Below are 17,112 nucleotides of genomic sequence, written 5' to 3'. Positions count from 1 at the left end.
AAGGATCGTCCAATCAATATAAGCCTCTCAGAGCAAAAATGCCCTGGAAGCCGCATAAAATATGGACAATGAAAAATTAAATAATGGCAATTATCAATCAACAGACACTAGAAATTTCTCGACGTTTATGGGCGTCAATGCGCACACACCGCAACATGTTATGGATTACTGTAATTACGATGTTGCTAACGGCTTTGACGGAGGCCATGTTTCCAAGAGTATTTGGATATCTGCTGGATCATGGTTTTAAGGGTGAAAAAACCAATTTACCATTATGGAAAATCCCCGCCGCCATCGTCGGTATTTTTATTTTGCGCGGACTATGCACCTTCACTACCAGCTACTTCATGTCATGGATCGCGGCTAGTCAGTTAAACGATTTACGCGCCCAAGTTTTTGCCCGGATTTTAAGTGTGCCGATTAATTTTTATCAAACAGAATCTAGTGGACGCGTGATTAATACCATCATGTTTGAGGCGCAGCAAATCGTAGAAATGGTCAAAGTATCGATCACGACTTTATTCCGTGATTCATTTACTGTCGCGGTATTGTTCATCTATTTGCTGTGGATTAATTGGAAATTGACTTTGGTTACCTTGATCCTGATTCCTGCAATGGCCTTGCTGATACGCAGGGTCAGTAAGCGACTGCGCAAGCTCAACCATGATCAGTTAGAAGTCAATGGCGAGCTGACGCAGGTCATTGAGGAAACCACTCGCGCTAGCCAGGTGATCCGTATTTTTGGCGGGCAAAAATATGAGCAACAGCGCTTCGATCTAAAGAATGAAAAGCTGCGTGGCTATGCGATGAAAACTACGATTGCAGTCGCATCAACCACGCCAATTACCCAAATACTTGCGGCTTGTGCGGTTTCCGTAGTGGTCATGTTAGCGGTTGTCCAAAACAAGACTTCAGTGGGTAATTTTGTTGAATTTATTATGGCGATGATGCTGTTATTAGCGCCCTTAAAAAGACTAGCTGATCTTAACGGTCCCTTACAACGTGGCATGGCCGCAGCAGAATCCGTGTTCTCCATGATAGACGCCGTGCCAGAAAATGATAGCCCTAGCGCCGCTGCATTAACTGCCAGAGCTCAAGGCAAGCTGGAATTTATTAACACTAGCTTTAGCTATCCAGGCCAAGAGCAAATTGCACTGAAAAATATCAATCTAAGTATCCAGCCTGGAGAGACCTTGGCCTTGGTGGGTATGTCTGGCGGTGGCAAGACCTCGCTGGTGAATTTGGTGCCGCGGTTTTATCAGGCAACTGGCGGAGATATTTTATTGGATGGCGTTTCGCTCAATAATATTTCACTCACCAGCTTGCGCGCGCAAATCGCAATGGTCAGCCAAAGTGTGGTCTTGTTTGATGATACGGTCGCCGCCAATATTGCCTATGGTGATGCACAGCCAGACCGGGTGCGGATTGCTGCTGCCGTTACCGCTTCACATATGGATGATGTTGTACAGGAATTGCCTGAGGGCCTGCAAACCATGATTGGTGACAACGGGAGCCGTTTATCTGGCGGCCAGCGTCAACGCTTAGCAATTGCCCGGGCGATCTATAAAGATGCGCCGATTCTGATTTTGGATGAGGCAACTTCAGCCTTGGATTCTGAGTCCGAGCGCGCAGTGCAATCGGCATTGGACGAGCTGATGCAAGGCAGAACGACTTTAGTGATTGCACATCGTTTATCTACGATAGAGCGCGCCAGCCGGATTGCTGTGTTAGTCGACGGTAGTATCAGCGAGATAGGGACACACGCAGAGCTGCTGGCAAAAGACGGTGTGTACGCTAATTTATATCGCCTGCAGTTCACGGCATCAGCATAAATCTCAGTATGAATGCAGAATCTATCAGCGCGGCACGCATCTTAGTCATCGCCCCAAACTGGATTGGTGATGCAGTCATGGCGCAGCCTTTGTTGCAGCTCTTAAAACAACGCTACCCACAGCATGCGATTGATGTACTGGCAGCGGCTTGGGTTGCGCCCGTATTGCGCGCCATGCCGGAAGTCGATAGCGTGCTGGAGACACCGTTCAAACATGGATCTTTGCAATTGCGTGAGCGCTGGCGCTATGCCCGACAATTACGTCAGCGAGCTTATGTTGCTGCCTATATTTTGCCGAATACCTTGAAGTTTGCTTTAATCCCCTGGCTGGCCGGTATTCCGAAACGGATCGGCTATAAAGGTGAGAGCCGGTACGGACTGATTAATGTAATGCATCATGACGATCCGCTTGCGCCGCGCGCGATGGTACCGTTTTATGCCGCATTAGCCAGTGTGCCAGCAAGTACAGTAGTCACAACGATTCCACGTCCCAGCTTGTCGGTTGCACCTGCGCAAATTGCCAAGGTGTTAGAACAGCTTGGCTTGTTGGTAGAAAAGCCGGTGATCGCTTTCGCACCGGGGGCAGAATTTGGCAATGCAAAACGCTGGCCGACTAGCCATTTTGCGCAGTTGGCAATACAGATTTTACAGATGCGGCCAGATACCCAAATCGTTTTGCTAGGTTCGCCCAAAGATCAGGCGGTGTGTGAAGAAATTCGCCAGCTTTGCCCGCAAGTCCATCATCTGGCAGGCAAGACCAGCCTGGATCAAGCGATTGCGCTGATCGCCAGCGCCGCTACGATCGTCAGTAATGACTCGGGCCTGCTGCATATTGCCTCGGCATTAAATCGTCCTGTGATCGCCTTATACGGACCTACGGACCCTGACCATGCGCCGCCATTTTCAGATATCGCTTATTCACTATCCTTGCGCTTAAGTTGCTCGCCATGTAAACAGCGTGAGTGTCCGTTAGGCCATCAAAATTGTATGCAGCAATTAAGCAGTGATAGCATCTGGAAGATCGTAGAGCAGATAGAGCGGATAGAGCAAGCTTGAGATTGCAGTCTCGGATATCTAGCCGGGTTTATTTTCCGAACCCGGTTTGAGAGACAATCTCCGTGGCGGATAAAATAAATACGCTAGTGATGAGAACGCCGATCGCTTACTCAAGCGATCAATCAGGATTGGTATTGCAACACCGGCAAGGCAGCCAAGCAGCAAATGTACCGCTAAATTACTCACTCCCAATAATTTGCTTAGCACTATCCGCAGGCCGCTTGCCACCAGCACATGCATCAGATAAATCGTCATCGAGCATGAACCGATGAATGACAGCAAAGCTAGTGATGGTGGTAAGCCAGCCCGTGCCGTAGGTTGCGATAATTGGGCTAGAAAAACAGCAATGCTACAAATGAAGACGATAGAAATCACCGCCAGTAATAAGCTCAGCAGTCCCTGCTGCAGATACGTCAACCCTAGCCCTTGATGAAAACCCCATTGTGCCGCCACAAATGCGCACGTACTTGTGGTCAGCCATAGCAGAGGCCGTGTGGTGATGACCTCAGCAAGCTGTTCGGATTGTATGCCCAGTACAAAAAACACAAAGTAAGCCATAAGATAATCAATAGGGAAGGGCGCAACCATGTTGCCGTTGCCATTACCAACGTACAGCGCAGAAGTGATAAGCAATACCAAGGCTAAGGGACGCAATTTAGATGACGCTACGTTCAGCTGAAGAAAACGATGCAGTAAGGTCGCTAATATAAATACCAAAAATAGTACATATAAAAACCAAAAGTGCGCACGAGGCATCCAGAATAAAGCCAGCACTTCTGCAATACTGACTTTGCCATTTGTGTATTTAGATAAAAACACTTCAACCATGCCTTGCAGTAGAGACCAAACTACGTAAGGATAGGCAATGGTTTCCAGCTTACCAATGAGCAGATTTTTAGCGCCGTATTTTTGGAATGAGGCATTAAAAAATAGACCCGATAAAAAGAAAAACAATGGCATGTGAAAGCTATAAATCACACTATCGATCAATGAGTAGGTAGCTTGATCAAAAGGGATTCCGGCATTCCAGACACCGCGGGCCACATGACCATACACCACCAGTAAAATGCCGATGGCTTTAGCATAGTCAACCCAGATAGCTCGATTTGTCATAGGTGATGTTGTCGGCAGATTTTTTATTTGAATATCAGACGTCCAATCATTCTGCGGCTTACAAGCCTAAAATGCGCCAGAGGCCGCAGAATGATTGGACGTTCTAAGTTTAGCAGTTCCCTTTTATATTCCTTAGTTCAGTAAGGTGCGCCATGCGCGACGCTTTACTTAAGCAACGTCATTTCTAGCGCAAATTATTTCCTCGGCTTGATTGGTACTCATGGTGCACCCTACTGGCTACTGACTAGCAGAGACCTTTACATCAAAATAATATCGTACTGTTCCTGTGGGAATACGCTTTCTACTTGCAGCGATATCGGCTTACCGATGAAGTCTCCTAGCATAGCTAAATGCTGCGACTCTTCTTCTAAAAACATATCAACTACGACTTGCGACGCCATCACGCGGAATTCTCGCGGGTTGAATTGTTTGGCTTCACGCAGCAGTTCGCGCAGGATTTCGTAGCAGATGGTGCGGGCAGTTTTGACTTGACCTTTGCCGCTACAGGCTGGGCAGGGTTCGCACAAAATATGTGCCAAAGACTCTCGTGTACGTTTTCGGGTGACTTCCACTAAGCCGAGTGCAGAGAAACTAGATACGGATAATTTGGTACGGTCACGTGACAGTGCTTTGTTCAATTCTGCCAGTACGGCGGTTTTATGTTCCTCATTCTCCATATCAATAATATCGAGGATGATGATGCCGCCGAGGTTACGCAGGCGTAGTTGACGGGCAATTGCGTGCGCCGCTTCCAGATTGGTTTTAAAGATGGTGTCGTCAAAGTTACGACCAGCGACAAAACTGCCGGTATTGACGTCGATGGTGGTCATGGCCTCAGTTTGATCGATGATCAGATAACCACCCGATTTAAGATCGACCCGGCGTCCTAATGCACGCTGAATTTCTTCCTCTACGCCATATAAATCAAACAGCGGACGCTCGCCCGTATAGTGCTGTAGTTTAGGTAAAACAGAGGGCGTGTAGGTGGTACCAAATTCATGCAGCATCACGTAATTTTCACGCGAGTCAATCTGTATCGTAGCCGTTTCTTCATTGACGAAATCGCGTAATACGCGCTGCGCCAGATTTAAGTCCTGGTGCAATAAAGTTGCTGGCGGTTGGGTCTTCGCCATTTGCGTAATATTGGCCCAGGTGCGACGCAAATAGTCGACGTCGGATTTCAGATCCTGATCCGAGGCATCTTCTGCCATGGTGCGTACGATGAAGCCACCTTTTTCGCCCGGCTGCTGCAAGCTTAATACCTTGGCGCGCAGAGCTTCGCGCTCGGCTTCGTTTTCTATTCTTTGTGAAATGCCGATATGTGAATCTTGCGGCAGATATACCAGCATGCGGCCAGCGATAGAGATTTGGGTAGAGAGTCTGGCGCCCTTGGTGCCGATAGGATCTTTGATCACTTGTACTGTCACGGATTGACCGTCATACAGCAGCTTTTCTATCGGTGTCAGCGCATTATTGCCACTCTCTTGTGAGCGCGCATCCCAGATATCGGCGACATGTAAAAACGCAGCACGCTCTAAACCAATATCGATAAATGCAGATTGCATACCGGGTAATACACGTACCACTTTGCCGAGGTAAACATTGCCGACCAGGCCGCGGGACAGGGTGCGTTCAATATGAAGTTCTTGCACCGCACCCTGAAAAATCAGAGCAACACGGGTTTCTTGCGGGGTGATGTTGATGAGGAGATTTTCGCTCATAATTTAATAAAATATTCGATACAATAAATAAGCAATTAAGGGATGTGAATGCCAGCTTGACGTAGCAGCGTGGCGGTCTCAAATAAGGGCAGTCCCATGATGCCAGAATAACTGCCGCTGATGTGGGAAATAAAGCGCGCCGCAGCACCTTGGATACCATACCCGCCCGCTTTGTCGTAGGGTTCTGCGGTGATGCAATAGGCCAGAATTTGTTCTTCGCTTAGCTCTGAAAAAGTTACTTCAGAGCGCTGTGTTATGTGCCAGTGTTCTTGCCAGTGTTCATGCCCATGCCAATGCATGCCAACTACCGCAAGGCTAGTCAACACCGCATGAGTTTGACCCGATAAAGCACGTAACATGTCGCAGGCTTCAGCCTGATCTGCGGGCTTGCCAAGAATACGGTCATGGATGACGACGGTTGTATCTGCCGCCAATACCGGACGCGGCGCTAATTTGCGTTGTTGCATGATGCTCCAGGCGACTTGAGCTTTTTCCTGGGTTACGCGTTTGACGTAATCTATGGGCGTTTCGCCAGGCAAGACGATTTCAGTGACATCGGGACCGCGTGGCGCGGTATCACGTAATAAGAGCAGATCAAAATCGATACCAACCTGGCGCAGTAACTCACGACGGCGCGGACTTTTGGAGGCAAGATAGATTTTGTTGTCGATGATGGGCATAGGGTGTCCTTTTATCTTGTCAGACCCGATGATAAGGATGATTTTGCGTAATCGACCAGGCGCGGTACAACTGCTCGGCTAATAGTACGCGCACCATGCCATGCGGTAATGTCAGGCTAGAAATGCGGATCAGCATATCGGCTTTCGCTTTAAATTCTGCATCCAGACCGTCTGCACCACCAATCACAAAAGCTACATCACCACCGGCTTGTTGCCATTGGGTGAGCTGCTGTGACAGGCCAACGCTGCTTAGATCTTTACCGCGCTCATCGAGTGCAATGATGCGTGTATTTTTCGGGAGCACAGCTTCAATTTTAGCGCGTTCTAATGCCATGACCGTCTCGGCGGTTTTGCTGCCGGAGCGCTCGACCGGTTTGATTTCTTTCAGCACGATACGACAATCGGCAGGCATACGCTTGCTGTATTCGTTAAAACCCGTCTCTATCCAGGCTGGCATTTTGTGACCGACGGCGGCGATGATGAGTTGCATAGGATTGGTAAAAAAAGCGTGGTAATTAAACAGGGAGAAATTAAATATAGATAAAATATACTCCTGGTAGGTATATTTTAATCGTCCATATATTCTTTGGTCAATAAGGCATATTTATATAAAATAATGGGGAGTATATTCATATTCCTCAATGTCACATCGTGACATAGCCAGCATCATCAGGATGCCATGATTTTTAGCCAGCACAAAAAAATTGGCTCCTGTTATGTACAGGAGCCAATCAGGAGTCACTTAAAAGTCACTGAGTTGAGGCACTTATCAGGATCGCACTAACAAAGAATTACTCAGCAGTTTTACGGCGGGTCGTCGCTTTTTTATCAGCGGCTTTTTTAGCAGAAGCAACCGATGTTTTAGTTGACGCGACTTTTACGCGCGCACCACTTGGTGTTTTTGGAGCACGTTTTTTTGGTGCGGCATCAGTTGCTGCTGCACCGGTGGCAGTTTTACGTGTTGCTGGTTTGCGTGTTGGTTTCAGTGTTGATGTAGCCGCCGCATCATCCGTCGCTGCTTTGGTGGCACGCGGTTTGCGGGCTGGCTTTTTAGGCTCATCATCCAAGGTAGTCTGACTTGCCATCATGTCGTGCGTTACTTCGACGGGTGCCGCTTTGCTACGGCTGCGTTTAGGTTTGTCTTCTTCTTCAACCGATGCCGTTGCTAGTTTGGTGGTGCGTTTTGCCGCGCCAAATTTAATTTCTTTATCGCCCCATAACTCTTCCAGACGATAGTAAGCACGGATCGCGGGCTGCATGATGTGGACGATCAGATCGCCCAGATCGACCAGTACCCACTCACCAGTTCCTTCACCTTCCATACTGACGACGGTGCCGCCGTTTTCTTTAACTTTGTCGCGCACCGATGCCGCTAAGGCTTTGGTCTGGCGGTTTGAAGTACCTGATGCGATTACAACGCGATCGAACAGGCTGGTCAGATGCATCGTGTCGAATAGTTGAATGTCTTGTGCCTTGACGTCTTCCAGAGCGTCAATGACGAGGGCTTGTAGTTTTTTGATATCCATTATTTTTTCGTATTTTCGTATAAATGATGTTGTTGTATATAGTCTAGCACCTTAATTGGGACTAACCCCGGAACAAACCCCGAGACCAAGGTGCTTGCTGCGCCACGCTCCAGTTCTTCTCGAATCTGGGTGGCTGAAATATCCACTTGCAGATCATCTGCCAGATAGGTCAGCCCAGCGGGGGTGGTGCGAATCTGTTCGGGTGTCGCCGCTGCTTGCCTGAACTTGCTTAGTGCTTGATTGACGACGTGACTGACTACTTGATTAACTTGCTGTGTTTCTGTATCGGTATTTATATCTGTATCTTTCTGCTGTGCTTCCTTTGCTGCTGCCTGTAGCAAGTTTGTTTGATCCAGTTGGAAGCCGGGTCGTGAGGCCGCGCAGATATGCGCCAGATCAAACAAGTGTTGCCATTGGTGCCAGCTAGACAAATTCTGCAACTGGTCGGCACCGATTAAAAAAACGATTGAAGTAGTATCACCGTACTCTGCGCGCAAATGCCGCAAGGTATCGATGGTGTAATTAGTTTGCTGTCGTTCTGCCGCTAGGATTTCCTGACGATCAATCACCACCGGACAATTAACTTGGTCTGCAAACGCCAGTTCCAGCATCGCACATCGCTGCGCGGCGTTGGCGGTTAAGCCATTTTTCTGCCAGGGATTTCCGGTAGGAATAATCCGCAGCTCTTGTGGCTGTAATAAATCCACGAAACGTCGGGCCAGTGCCACATGCCCAAGATGCACCGGATCAAAACTACCGCCCAATACCACAACACATTTCACGTGAGTCTGTTCACTGAGCATATCCGATGAATCTGGGACTGAATCCAAATTCACATTCATTTAAACCCAGTCCTTATGTGGCAAAAAGTCTCTTGCCAGCGCTGCTTCAGGACTGTTGTCTTCTGGTTGCCAGTCGTAACGCCATTTGACGATCGGTGGCATGGACATCAGTATCGATTCAGTACGGCCGCCCGATTGCAGTCCAAATAGAGTGCCGCGATCAAACACCAGATTAAATTCGACATAGCGACCACGGCGGTAAGCCTGAAAGTCACGCTCGCGTTCACCATAGGACATATCCTTGCGCTTTTCAAGGATGGCGCTGTAGGCAGGTACGAAGGCATTACCTACCTCTTGTGTCATCGCAAAGCTGCTGGCGAAATCCAGTTGGTTAAAATCATCAAAGAAAATACCACCGACGCCGCGTGCTTCTTTGCGATGCTTGAGGTAAAAGTACTCGTCACACCATTTCTTGAAACGCGGATGCAAGTCAGCGCCAAACGGACTGACAGCATTTTTGCAGCTTTGGTGAAAATGCTGCGCATCTTCGATAAAACCATAATACGGTGTTAAATCCATGCCGCCGCCAAACCACCAGACGTCAGGCTGACCTTCGGCATAAGTGGTAAAAAAGCGCACGTTCATATGTACCGTCGGTGCATAAGGATTGCGCGGGTGCATGACCAAGGACACGCCCATCGCTTCCCATCTACGACCTGCCAGTTCTGGCCGGTGCGCTGCCGCAGAGGGCGGTAAATTGCTACCCATTACATGTGAGAAATTCACCCCGCCGCGCTCAAAGACATGGCCTTCTTCAATCACGCGTGAGATACCGCCGCCACCTTCTGGTCTGTCCCAGCTATCAGTCACGAACTGCTTGCCATCAATCTGCTGCATTGCTGCCACGATACGTGTTTGCAGATCAAGCAGATAAGTTTTTACGGCGCTGGAATCAGTCATGCGTTTGGTTTATCTCGTGATTAATGTTTTTTATTCATAGCGCGCCAGCCGATATCGCGGCGATACTGCGCACCATTGAAATGAATTTTTTCGACTACTTCATAAGCATGTTTTTGCGCTAGCTTGACCGTATCACCCAAACCAACGACGCAGAGAACGCGGCCACCTGTCGCTGTCAGCTTGCCATCGGCCAGCGCCGTTCCCGCATGAAAAGTTATACTCTCTGGCGTTTCTGGAGGGATACCTGTAATCACATCACCTTTACGCGGTGCGTCTGGATAGCCTGCCGCTGCCATTACCACGCCCATTGCCGTGCGTCTGTCCCACTCTAGTTCTACCGTATCTAGTGTGCCGTTGACCGCGTGCTCCATGACATGCACCAGATCGGTTTTCAGTCGCGCCATAATCGGCTGCGTTTCTGGATCACCCATGCGGCAGTTAAATTCCAGTGTCTTAGGATTACCGTGATCATCAATCATCAAGCCAGCGTAAAGAAAGCCAGTGAAAACAATACCGTCTTTGGCCATGCCTTGTACCGTCGGGATGATGATCTCGCGCATCACACGGGCGTGCAATTGTGGTGTCACGATAGGCGCAGGGGAGTACGCACCCATACCGCCAGTATTCGGACCTTCATCATTATCTAGCAAGCGTTTGTGATCCTGGCTTGTTGCCAGCGGCAAGATATTTTTGCCATCAACCATCACGATGAAACTCGCTTCTTCACCTACCAAAAATTCTTCAATCACGACACGGGCGCCAGCGTCGCCTAGTTTGTTGTCGGACAACATCATATCGACAGCGCCATGCGCTTCTTCCAGACTCATCGCGACGACGACGCCTTTACCGGCAGCTAGTCCGTCGGCTTTGATGACGATTGGCGCACCTTTTTGTGCGATATATTCATGCGCCGCAGCCAGGTCAGAAAAGGTTTTATATTCTGCGGTCGGGATGGCATGACGTTGCATAAAGGATTTTGCAAAATCCTTAGAGCTTTCCAATTGTGCTGCTTCTTTACTCGGGCCAAAAATCTTTAGGCCGCGTTCACGGAATACATTGACGATACCTGCTGCCAACGGTACTTCCGGACCAACTACGGTCAAACCGATTTGCTCTTTTTCGACAAAATCAGCCAAGGCAACGGAATCGGTTAAGGCAATATTTTTCAGGCGGGAATCCTGCACTGTACCGCCATTACCCGGAGCGACAAAGATTGTTTGCACACGCTCGGATTGGGCGAGTTTCCACGCCAATGCATGTTCACGACCACCTGAGCCTACGACGAGAATTTTCATATCAGTTTTCTATTTAATATTCTGAGTTGAATCCAGAATTAGTTTTCGAACTTAGTCTTCAAAGCTATTTTTCGAAATTACTCTTCAATAATGGCATTGGTGAACACTTCTTGCACATCATCCAGATTTTCCAGCGCATCCAATAATTTTTGCATTTTGATCGCGTCATCGCCAGCAAAAATAGTCTCTGTGCCTGGCTTCATAATCACCTCTGCGACCTCGGGTACAAAGCCTGATTTTTCTAAACTATCTTTAATGCCGGACATATCGTAAGGCTGGCACAACACTTCAATACCGCCTTCGTCATCGGTAATCACATCATCCGCACCAGCCTCTAAAGCGGCTTCCATCAAAGCATCTTCATTGGTGCCCGGTGCAAATAACATTTGTCCACAATGCGTGAATAAAAATGCGACCGAACCTTCGGTTCCCATATTGCCGCCAAATTTACTGAAAGCATGGCGTACTTCAGCCACGGTACGTACTTTGTTATCGGTCATACAGTCAACAATGATCGCTGCACCGCCAATGCCGTAGCCCTCGTACCGGATTTCTTCGTAATTTGCGCCTTCCAATGTGCCGCTGCCGCGTTGAATCGCGCGCGTGACATTCTCTTTCGGCATATTGGCATCAGCGGCTTTATCTACCGCGAGACGCAAGCGCGGATTGGACGCGATGTCTTCGCCGCCCATACGCGATGCAACCGTAATTTCTTTGATTAAGCGCGTCCAGACTTTGCCGCGTTTTGCGTCAGTGGCCGCTTTTTTGTGCTTAATATTGGCCCATTTACTATGTCCTGCCATGATTGCTCTCTCTTGAATTGGCAATTGTTTACCAAATGCTGAGAAAATTCGCTCAGCTGTGGTTCTATAATGAAGTCCGGCATTTTAACATAGTGATTTTATTCAAATCCCCCTATAGAACGACCTAAATCATGTCCAAACCACTGCTGATCGCAAAAACATCGTCGCAAGAGCTATATTTATTGTCTGATTGGGCGAATCGCCACGGATGTATTACCGGTGCCACGGGTACTGGCAAGACGGTGACCTTGCAAGTAATGGCACAGGCCTTTTCCAGTATTGGCGTACCTGTGTTTATGGCCGACGTTAAAGGAGATCTGTCTGGCATGGCAAATCCGGGTCAAATCAGTCCGAAGATGCAGCAACGGTGCGAACAGATTGGCATTGAGTCACCTGTCTGGCAAGCTTGTCCTGTCACTTTTTGGGATGTATTTGGTAAGCAGGGGCATCCGGTGCGCGCTACGATCTCCGATCTCGGTCCACTGATGTTAGGACGCATGCTGAATCTGAACGAAACCCAAGAAGGCGTATTACAACTCGCCTTTAAAATTGCTGACGACAATGGCTTGCTGCTGCTCGATACCAAAGACCTACGCGCAATGTTGCAGCATCTGGGCGATAACGCCAGCGAGTTTCAGACCGAATACGGCAATATTTCTGCTGCCAGCATAGGTGCGATACAACGCGGCTTACTGGCGATTTCTGAGCAGGGCGGTGAGCAATTCTTTGGCGAACCGATGTTGAATCTGGACGATATGCTGCAAACCGATGCCAGCGGTAAAGGCATTATTAATATTCTGGCGGCGGACCAATTACTTCAATCACCGCGTTTGTATTCGACTTTCTTGCTATGGATGCTATCTGAGTTGTATGAACATTTGCCAGAAGTCGGGGATCTGGATCAGCCAAAGATGGTGTTCTTTTTCGATGAAGCACATTTACTGTTTGACGAAGCTCCCAAAGTTTTACTGCAAAAAATTGAGCAGGTTGTACGCCTGATCCGTTCTAAAGGTGTAGGCGTGTATTTTGTCACGCAAAATCCGCTCGATATTCCCGATACGGTGTTAGGACAACTCGGCAATCGCGTCCAGCACGCTTTACGCGCATATACTCCACGCGATCAGAAAGCGGTACAAGCAGCGGCAGAAACCTTCCGTCCTAATCCGGATTTGAATACCGCGCAAGTCATCGGTGAACTCGGTGTTGGTGAAGCGCTGATTTCTTTCCTTGATGAAAAAGGTAGACCGAATATCGTACAGCGTGGATTTATATTGCCGCCAGCGTCGCAGATCGGTCCCATTTCGGTAGACGAGCGTCAACAGATTATCGCTAATTCGATTGTCGCAGGCGTATACGAAAAGACGATAGACCGTGATTCTGCTTATGAAAAACTCAAAGGCAGAGTCGCCAATGCGCAAGCGCAGAGTGCGCCATCTCCTAGTAATTCTGGCGGGATGATTGATGGCTGGGGCAACTCTGGCGGCAATGTTGGTACCAGTGCGTCAACTCGCCCGGCGCAAGATTCTGCACCAGGCATACCTTCACAAAGACAAGCGCCAACGCAGCAGCCCCAAGAAGAGGGCGGCATTGGTGACACGCTGAAAAGCGTGTTTGGTAATTTGCTGGGAGGTAGCAGTGGAATACGCCGTCGTGATAACGTCGCAGAGACGATGGTCAAATCAGCCGTGCGGACGATAGGATCACAGGTTGGGCGTGAAATTATTCGCGGTGTGTTGGGTTCTATTTTGAAGAAAAAATAAATAAACTTTGATGATATCGTACTGCTGAATTTTGAATGTCCGATATCTAGCAATCAGTCATCGAAAAAACCGTATTGAAGTTAGTACTTCAATACGGTTTTTCTTTATGCAGCGTTCAAAGTCCCGGCATGAAACCGCAAGTGATCTTCAATAAAACTAGTGATGAAGTAGTAGCCATGGTCATAGCCTGCATGACGTCGCAGGGTTAATGGCTGGTTTGCCATTTTGCACGCCATTTCAAACTCTTCTGGCAGTAATTGCTCCGCTAAAAATTTATCGCTTAAGCCCTGATCAATCAATATGCCGTTTGGAAACGGCGTATCAGTATTCGCCATCAAGATCGATGCATCGTAATCCAGCCAGTGACTTTGATCTGATCCTAAATAGCCACGAAATGCTTTTTGACCCCAAGGACATTTTGTTGGCGCGACGATCGGCGCGAAGGCAGAGACCGAGCGGTAGATGTCACGGTTGCGTAAGGCTAGCGTCAGCGCACCGTGACCGCCCATGGAGTGACCAAAGATGCCGATACGATCTTCACGTGCAGTAAAATTGTTCAGTACTTTTTGGCGTAACTCATGTACTACGTAAGAATACATGCGGTAATGTTTTTCCCACGGTAGTTCTATGGCATCCAGATAAAATCCTGCCGCCAAACCGAAATCCCAGCTTTCGCTTTCGCCTGGTACTTCGGCACCGCGGGGGCTGGTATCTGGCGCGACTAACATGATGCCTAGTTCCGCCGCCAGTCTTTGCGCACCGGCTTTGATCATGAAGGTTTCTTCATTGCAGGTGAGTCCCGCCAAATAGAATAAGACCGGGACTGCTCTCTCTTTGGCTTGTGGTGGCTGGAATACCGAAAACCGCATAGGCAATCCGATCTCACTCGACTCATGCCGATAAAAACCTTGCACGCCACCGTAACAGGCGTGCTCGCTGATTGTTTCTAATGCGGTCGCGGTCATCTTGACTCCTGTTTCAGTTCACTTAAATTAGTTTGCTCAGAATAATTTAGCTTAAAATTCGACAACAGAACGAATCGACTCTCCGCTCTTCATTAAGTCAAAGCCTTCGTTGATGCGTTCTAATGGGAGCTTGTGCGTAATCAGGTCGTCGATGTTGAGCTTGCCTTCCATGTACCAGTCGACGATTTTTGGTACGTCGGTGCGGCCACGGGCACCACCGAAAGCAGATCCTTTCCAAACCCGGCCAGTGACCAACTGGAATGGACGTGTACTAATTTCTTGTCCCGCTGCGGCAACGCCGATGATAATCGATTGACCCCAGCCTTTATGACAGGATTCTAAGGACTGGCGCATCGTAGTGGTGTTGCCGATGCATTCAAAACTATAATCAGCGCCGCCGTCAGTCAGGCCGATAATCGCATCCACGACATTGCCGGATTCCTTTGGATTGACGAAATGCGTCATGCCAAATTTACGCGCCATGGCTTCACGACTTGGATTGATATCAACGCCGATAATCTTATTTGCGCCGACCATACGCGCTGCCTGAATCACATTCAGGCCAATGCCGCCGAGACCGAAGACGACTACGTTGGCTCCAGCCTCAACTTTGGCTGTAAACAACACAGCGCCGACGCCAGTGGTAACGCCGCAACCGATGTAGCAGACTTTGTCGAAAGGAGCATCTTTACGAATTTTTGCGAGAGCGATTTCTGGCACTACGATGTAATTGGAGAAAGTCGATGTACCCATGTAGTGATACAGCGGCTTGCCATCTAATGAGAAACGGCTAGTCGCATCTGGCATCAGACCGCGACCTTGGGTGCTGCGGATTGCCTGACAAAGATTGGTTTTTTGTGAAAGGCAAAATTTGCATTCACGGCACTCAGGCGTATAGAGCGGGATCACATGATCATCTTTTTTCAAACTCTTAACGCCGGGGCCGACATCGACCACGACGCCTGCGCCTTCATGCCCAAGAATCGCCGGGAAAATACCCTCAGGATCAGCGCCAGACAAGGTGTAGTAATCGGTGTGGCAAATGCCAGTGGCTTTGATTTCGACTAAGACTTCACCAGCTCTGGGGCCTCCCAGTTCAACTTCTTCAATCGTCAGTGGTTTGCCGGCTTGCCATGCGACTGCTGCTTTGGTTTTCATGTCTGTCCTTTGTCGTGATAGGAGGTAGGGTGAACTGTAATATGTAGAACTGTAATGAGTAAAGCCGTAATGGGTAGATGCGTAACGAACGACTTAAAGCTGAGAGCAATTTTAGCCAAGAATGCTAGATAAACTGGTAGCTACTGCGACAAGTAAAGCAAGCTCTGCTCCGCTAAAAATATTCTGTGTGAATGCTTCGGAATCGATAATCCCCAGTACGCGACCATCCGCTGCGAGGATCGGCAAGCATGCCTCTGCCTGCACTTTAGGATCGCAGGTGTAATATTCGCCGCCGGTTGCGAGATAGGCGCTGACGTTATTGATAATCCGGCCTTTGCCGCTGATGCCGACGGTGCTGTTATTACTGATGGCAGCAAATTCGGGCGTGAGCGGAAATTCGGCACGCGATGCGGCGCCAAAGTAGGCGAGTTTCACTAACACTGCATTACTATCTGATTCGGAATCTGTTCGGTCGATTTTCTGATCATTTTTTTGATATACGCCAAACCACTGGCTGCCGCTGTGTTGCTGATAAAACTTGACCAGCGCAGTCACTCGTTGCAACAGCCGCAGATTGTCAGACGTTTGTCCGCCCAGGCTGGCGGCGAGATCGTAGGGCGTGGCGGATAGCTGATCAAACAAAGAGCATGATCCGCCTTCGCCCAGTTCTGGCACTTGATATTGCCATTGGACTTGCGTGTCTTTTTCAGTTGATCTGATGAATTGCTGCAGTTGTTCTTGGTAGCTGGAAACTTGCGTCGCAAAATCAAGCGGTAATTGTGCTTGATCGATGCCGCTGTGTGTCATAAAAAATGCGATTGACATTGGTCTGCCCGAGGTTCTGAAAAGTCCCTGAGTTTATCAGATGTCTCATATCAATGTGGCATAGGACGGAACGCTGAAAAAGCCCGGCAGTGCAGCGCCCGGCACCCACTTTTCCAGCAGTTTAGCGATCTATTTCTTTGGCTTTTTTTCTTGTGCAATTTCTTGAATCGCTTCGGCAAATTCTGATACGTCTTCAAAACTTTTATACACCGAGGCAAATCGGATGTAGGCGACTTTGTCCAGACGTTTTAGTTCGCGCATAACCAGTTCACCGACGTGGCCAGAAACGACTTCGCGCTCACCGCTGGCCAGGAGTTTTTCTTCTATGCGCTGGATGGCATTGTCCACCGCTTCTGCCGATACGGGACGCTTGCGCAAGGCTAGCATCAGGCTGCCGCGTAATTTGGCGGTTTCAAATTCGGTTCTACTGCCATTCTTTTTGACGATGACAGGCATCGCCAGCTCGATTCGCTCGTATGTCGTAAAGCGTTTATCGCAATTGGCGCAACGGCGGCGGCGGCGGATGGTATTGCCGTCATCCGGCACGCGGGTGTCGATTACTTGCGTGTCATCGTGGTGACAGAACGGACATTTCATGCTGACTCCAAGTCGGGAAGAAAATGCAGCGTAGAGTACA

Annotated in this window: 16 protein-coding genes; 3 read left to right on the top strand and 13 right to left on the bottom strand. The window is 48.8% G+C overall.

Features of this window, described 5'->3' with window-relative positions; translation table 11 throughout:
- Positions 1-83: 83 nt before the first annotated feature.
- Together msbA and waaF are read left to right on the top strand one after the other, a co-directional pair.
- Positions 84-1,832 (top strand): lipid A export permease/ATP-binding protein MsbA, encoded by a 1,749-nt coding sequence (gene msbA, locus RGU72_RS11805; RefSeq protein ID WP_322119917.1) that lies wholly within the window; start codon positions 84-86, stop codon positions 1,830-1,832.
- Positions 1,833-1,840: 8 nt separating this feature from the next.
- The gene (gene waaF / locus RGU72_RS11800; protein ID WP_322119916.1) at positions 1,841-2,887 is read left to right on the top strand and encodes a lipopolysaccharide heptosyltransferase II; all 1,047 of its coding nucleotides are present in this window, start codon (positions 1,841-1,843) and stop codon (positions 2,885-2,887) included.
- An 18-nt stretch (positions 2,888-2,905) separates the two neighbouring features.
- Here the strand turns inward: waaF and RGU72_RS11795 are convergent, their stop codons facing one another.
- The 9 genes from RGU72_RS11795 to RGU72_RS11755 form a co-directional block, all read right to left on the bottom strand.
- On the bottom strand, positions 2,906-4,000 hold the full coding sequence (locus RGU72_RS11795) for an acyltransferase (RefSeq protein ID WP_322119915.1): 1,095 nt from the start codon (positions 3,998-4,000) through the stop codon (positions 2,906-2,908).
- Positions 4,001-4,257: 257 nt separating this feature from the next.
- Complete coding sequence (gene rng / locus RGU72_RS11790) at positions 4,258-5,721, bottom strand: ribonuclease G (RefSeq protein ID WP_322119914.1); 1,464 nt, start codon at positions 5,719-5,721, stop codon at positions 4,258-4,260.
- Between the two features lie 35 nt (positions 5,722-5,756).
- Positions 5,757-6,401, bottom strand: coding sequence for a Maf family protein (locus RGU72_RS11785; RefSeq protein WP_322119913.1), 645 nt, complete (start codon positions 6,399-6,401; stop codon positions 5,757-5,759).
- Positions 6,402-6,420: 19 nt separating this feature from the next.
- Positions 6,421-6,891: a 23S rRNA (pseudouridine(1915)-N(3))-methyltransferase RlmH gene (rlmH, locus tag RGU72_RS11780; protein WP_322119912.1), complete on the bottom strand. Its 471-nt coding sequence runs from the start codon at positions 6,889-6,891 to the stop codon at positions 6,421-6,423.
- A 301-nt stretch (positions 6,892-7,192) separates the two neighbouring features.
- Positions 7,193-7,927 (bottom strand): ribosome silencing factor, encoded by a 735-nt coding sequence (rsfS, locus tag RGU72_RS11775; protein ID WP_322119911.1) that lies wholly within the window; start codon positions 7,925-7,927, stop codon positions 7,193-7,195.
- The gene (gene nadD / locus RGU72_RS11770; protein ID WP_416200121.1) at positions 7,927-8,769 is read right to left on the bottom strand and encodes a nicotinate (nicotinamide) nucleotide adenylyltransferase; all 843 of its coding nucleotides are present in this window, start codon (positions 8,767-8,769) and stop codon (positions 7,927-7,929) included. The genes rsfS and nadD overlap by 1 nt, the downstream gene beginning before the upstream one ends.
- Positions 8,770-9,669: an oxygen-dependent coproporphyrinogen oxidase gene (hemF, locus tag RGU72_RS11765; RefSeq protein WP_322119910.1), complete on the bottom strand. Its 900-nt coding sequence runs from the start codon at positions 9,667-9,669 to the stop codon at positions 8,770-8,772.
- A gap of 20 nt (positions 9,670-9,689) precedes the next feature.
- Positions 9,690-10,964 carry a phosphoribosylamine--glycine ligase gene (gene purD / locus RGU72_RS11760; protein ID WP_322119909.1) on the bottom strand — a complete coding sequence of 425 codons (1,275 nt, stop codon included), beginning with the start codon at positions 10,962-10,964 and terminating at the stop codon, positions 9,690-9,692.
- Between the two features lie 77 nt (positions 10,965-11,041).
- The gene (locus RGU72_RS11755) at positions 11,042-11,767 is read right to left on the bottom strand and encodes a YebC/PmpR family DNA-binding transcriptional regulator (RefSeq protein WP_322119908.1); all 726 of its coding nucleotides are present in this window, start codon (positions 11,765-11,767) and stop codon (positions 11,042-11,044) included.
- 131 nt (positions 11,768-11,898) lie between these two features.
- Between RGU72_RS11755 and RGU72_RS11750 the strand changes: the two genes are divergently transcribed.
- Positions 11,899-13,527, top strand: coding sequence for a DUF853 domain-containing protein (locus RGU72_RS11750; RefSeq protein WP_322119907.1), 1,629 nt, complete (start codon positions 11,899-11,901; stop codon positions 13,525-13,527).
- A 104-nt stretch (positions 13,528-13,631) separates the two neighbouring features.
- Here the strand turns inward: RGU72_RS11750 and fghA are convergent, their stop codons facing one another.
- The 4 genes from fghA to nrdR form a co-directional block, all read right to left on the bottom strand.
- Positions 13,632-14,492 carry an S-formylglutathione hydrolase gene (gene fghA / locus RGU72_RS11745; RefSeq protein ID WP_322119906.1) on the bottom strand — a complete coding sequence of 287 codons (861 nt, stop codon included), beginning with the start codon at positions 14,490-14,492 and terminating at the stop codon, positions 13,632-13,634.
- Between the two features lie 51 nt (positions 14,493-14,543).
- Entirely contained in the window at positions 14,544-15,650 is a 1,107-nt protein-coding gene (locus tag RGU72_RS11740; RefSeq protein ID WP_322119905.1) for an S-(hydroxymethyl)glutathione dehydrogenase/class III alcohol dehydrogenase, read from the bottom strand.
- A 111-nt stretch (positions 15,651-15,761) separates the two neighbouring features.
- Positions 15,762-16,475 carry a hypothetical protein gene (locus RGU72_RS11735; RefSeq protein WP_322119904.1) on the bottom strand — a complete coding sequence of 238 codons (714 nt, stop codon included), beginning with the start codon at positions 16,473-16,475 and terminating at the stop codon, positions 15,762-15,764.
- Between the two features lie 129 nt (positions 16,476-16,604).
- Positions 16,605-17,072 carry a transcriptional regulator NrdR gene (gene nrdR / locus RGU72_RS11730; RefSeq protein ID WP_322119903.1) on the bottom strand — a complete coding sequence of 156 codons (468 nt, stop codon included), beginning with the start codon at positions 17,070-17,072 and terminating at the stop codon, positions 16,605-16,607.
- Positions 17,073-17,112: the final 40 nt, after the last annotated feature.

The organism is Undibacterium sp. 5I1 (assembly GCF_034314085.1).
In the GTDB taxonomy this organism is placed as follows: Bacteria; Pseudomonadota; Gammaproteobacteria; order Burkholderiales; family Burkholderiaceae_D; genus Undibacterium.
This window is presented reverse-complemented; position numbering and strand designations above follow the sequence as displayed.

Coding starts and splice junctions, on each gene's coding strand:
- RGU72_RS11785 (WP_322119913.1), bottom strand. CDS start 6,401: ATGCCCATCATCGACAACAAAATCTATCTTGCCTCCAAAAGTCCGCGC.
- RGU72_RS11740 (WP_322119905.1), bottom strand. CDS start 15,650: ATGAAAACCAAAGCAGCAGTCGCATGGCAAGCCGGCAAACCACTGACG.
- nrdR (WP_322119903.1), bottom strand. CDS start 17,072: ATGAAATGTCCGTTCTGTCACCACGATGACACGCAAGTAATCGACACC.
- RGU72_RS11735 (WP_322119904.1), bottom strand. CDS start 16,475: ATGTCAATCGCATTTTTTATGACACACAGCGGCATCGATCAAGCACAA.
- rsfS (WP_322119911.1), bottom strand. CDS start 7,927: ATGGATATCAAAAAACTACAAGCCCTCGTCATTGACGCTCTGGAAGAC.
- rlmH (WP_322119912.1), bottom strand. CDS start 6,891: ATGCAACTCATCATCGCCGCCGTCGGTCACAAAATGCCAGCCTGGATA.
- RGU72_RS11795 (WP_322119915.1), bottom strand. CDS start 4,000: ATGACAAATCGAGCTATCTGGGTTGACTATGCTAAAGCCATCGGCATT.
- rng (WP_322119914.1), bottom strand. CDS start 5,721: ATGAGCGAAAATCTCCTCATCAACATCACCCCGCAAGAAACCCGTGTT.
- msbA (WP_322119917.1), top strand. CDS start 84: ATGGCAATTATCAATCAACAGACACTAGAAATTTCTCGACGTTTATGG.
- RGU72_RS11750 (WP_322119907.1), top strand. CDS start 11,899: ATGTCCAAACCACTGCTGATCGCAAAAACATCGTCGCAAGAGCTATAT.
- RGU72_RS11755 (WP_322119908.1), bottom strand. CDS start 11,767: ATGGCAGGACATAGTAAATGGGCCAATATTAAGCACAAAAAAGCGGCC.
- nadD (WP_416200121.1), bottom strand. CDS start 8,769: ATGAATGTGAATTTGGATTCAGTCCCAGATTCATCGGATATGCTCAGT.
- waaF (WP_322119916.1), top strand. CDS start 1,841: ATGAATGCAGAATCTATCAGCGCGGCACGCATCTTAGTCATCGCCCCA.
- hemF (WP_322119910.1), bottom strand. CDS start 9,669: ATGACTGATTCCAGCGCCGTAAAAACTTATCTGCTTGATCTGCAAACA.
- fghA (WP_322119906.1), bottom strand. CDS start 14,492: ATGACCGCGACCGCATTAGAAACAATCAGCGAGCACGCCTGTTACGGT.
- purD (WP_322119909.1), bottom strand. CDS start 10,964: ATGAAAATTCTCGTCGTAGGCTCAGGTGGTCGTGAACATGCATTGGCG.